The organism is Leucothrix arctica (assembly GCF_003172895.1).
GTDB classification, from domain to species: Bacteria; Pseudomonadota; Gammaproteobacteria; order Thiotrichales; family Thiotrichaceae; genus Leucothrix; species Leucothrix arctica.
The window spans coordinates 1-2,170 of sequence record NZ_QGKL01000008.1; the positions used below are offsets into that span (position 1 = coordinate 1).

Below are 2,170 nucleotides of genomic sequence, written 5' to 3' on the forward strand. Positions count from 1 at the left end.
CTGTTTCACCACAACGCCTTAAACTGATCGCGGAGCTCAAGCGCTGGTTTGGCCTAAGTGGAGGGTCAGCAGGTCAGCGAAGCTTAGTTACACTGCTTGTTAGTACTGGTTTTAACGTCAGCCGATGGTTAGTGAGAAAACTCATGAAACAAGCAGGTCTAGTGAGTCGCCAGCAACCTACTCACCGCTACGCAAAGGCAGAAAAAGTACACCTAAGCATACCAAATGTGCTTAATCGGCAGTTTCAGCCGAGCAAGCCAAATCAAGTTTGGGCGGGTGATGTCACTTATATTTGGTCGGGTTCAACTTGGTTGTAGCTTGCAGTGGTCATTGATTTATATGCAAGGCGTATCGTTGGCTTTGCTACCAGTAAAAGCCCAGATAGCGAACTGACAAAAAAGGCATTAAGAATGGCCTATGAAAGCAGAAGGAAACCTAAACGTATTCTATTTCATAGTGACCAAGGCTGCCACTACACCAGTAAGGCGTACCGTCAATGCCTGTGGCATTTTGGCATGAGGCAAAGCCTTAGCCGACGAGGAAACTGTTGGGATAATTCACCCGTAGAACGGTTCTTTAGAAGCTTTAAAACCGAGTGGATGCCAAAATCAGGTTACGTTTCATTTAACGAAGGTGCTCAGGCGATTACTCAATACATTAATCAGTATTATAATCGTTACCGCCCACATGCTAACAATGGCGGGCTATCGCCAATAATGGCAGAAGAAAAATTTGGATTAACCTCTAAAGAGGTGGCCAGTTTTAGTTGACCACAACACTATTCCGTCGAGGGATAGGTGCAAGTCAGAGCTTGATACTCACGTGGGTATATTTTTAAAGCACAGAAGAGCATACAAGGAGAGCAAGCTTTCGCTTGAAAGTAAGCTTGGAAATACAGGTAAAAGAATTGCTTCTTTGGAGTCTGATAAAGAGTCTTTTATAGCGAATAATATAGAAGAGAGTCGGAAACTTGTTAAAGAAATCCCAATTATTAGTGAGCGGCTAGAGCGCTTGGATTATCAGTATCAAATGCTGATTAATGAGCAACAAGATATAGAGAATAAGTTTGAAAAAGTAGCAAATCAGTTTAAAGAGAGCCTCCAGTCTAAACTTCTTGCTTTCACTGAAGAGGAAAATTCTCAGCTTAAGGCATACCAAGACAGTCTTTCATCACTAGCTGATGAACGACTGGAGCAGCTTCAAACTGAAGAGCTTAAGCACGAGAAAACACTAGAGAAATTACAAAAACGCGCTAAAGAAGTGGGGCTAGAAAAGGCGAGGCATGAAACTAGTTTACAAAATATCTCACCACCGACTGAGCTAAAAAGTGCTTTGCAAGCTTCTGAAAAAATGCTGAGCAGTTTGAATTTGGAAACATCTAGCCTTGATAAGAGCGTAACTCAAGCTACTTTAGCCGAACAAGATCACAGTGAGCGTATAAGAGTATTAGGTATTTGTTGTGGTCAACTAAAACTGGCCACCTCTTTAGAGGTTAATCCAAATTTTTCTTCTGCCATTATTGGCGATAGCCCGCCATTGTTAGCATGTGGGCGGTAACGATTATAATACTGATTAATGTATTGAGTAATCGCCTGAGCACCTTCGTTAAATGAAACGTAACCTGATTTTGGCATCCACTCGGTTTTAAAGCTTCTAAAGAACCGTTCTACGGGTGAATTATCCCAACAGTTTCCTCGTCGGCTAAGGCTTTGCCTCATGCCAAAATGCCACAGGCATTGACGGTACGCCTTACTGGTGTAGTGGCAGCCTTGGTCACTATGAAATAGAATACGTTTAGGTTTCCTTCTGCTTTCATAGGCCATTCTTAATGCCTTTTTTGTCAGTTCGCTATCTGGGCTTTTACTGGTAGCAAAGCCAACGATACGCCTTGCATATAAATCAATGACCACTGCAAGATACAACCAAGTTGAACCCGACCAAATATAAGTGACATCACCCGCCCAAACTTGATTTGGCTTGCTCGGCTGAAACTGCCGATTAAGCACATTTGGTATGCTTAGGTGTACTTTTTCTGCCTTTGCGTAGCGGTGAGTAGGTTGCTGGCGACTCACTAGACCTGCTTGTTTCATGAGTTTTCTCACTAACCATCGGCTGACGTTAAAACCAGTACTAACAAGCAGTGTAACTAAGCTTCGCTGACCTGCTGACC

Annotated in this window: 4 protein-coding genes; 3 read left to right on the forward strand and 1 reads right to left on the reverse strand. The window is 43.0% G+C overall.

Features of this window, described 5'->3' with window-relative positions; translation table 11 throughout:
* From DKT75_RS22445 to DKT75_RS01595, 3 genes are all read left to right on the forward strand, one after another.
* A partial coding sequence (locus DKT75_RS22445) for a transposase domain-containing protein (RefSeq protein WP_484166779.1) occupies positions 1-317 on the forward strand: 317 nt, incomplete at its 5' end.
* Between the two features lie 6 nt (positions 318-323).
* Positions 324-770 carry an IS3 family transposase gene (locus tag DKT75_RS22450; RefSeq protein WP_109821690.1) on the forward strand — a complete coding sequence of 149 codons (447 nt, stop codon included), beginning with the start codon at positions 324-326 and terminating at the stop codon, positions 768-770.
* Positions 771-822: 52 nt separating this feature from the next.
* The gene (locus DKT75_RS01595) at positions 823-1,557 is read left to right on the forward strand and encodes a nucleoporin Nup88 family protein (protein WP_158278776.1); all 735 of its coding nucleotides are present in this window, start codon (positions 823-825) and stop codon (positions 1,555-1,557) included.
* On the opposite strand, the gene DKT75_RS01600 is transcribed toward DKT75_RS01595, so the two are convergent.
* Positions 1,464-2,170, reverse strand: a 707-nt coding sequence (locus DKT75_RS01600; protein ID WP_109821692.1) for an IS3 family transposase, incomplete at its 5' end; no start/stop codon positions are given. The two genes, DKT75_RS01595 and DKT75_RS01600, sit on opposite strands and share 94 nt — an antisense overlap.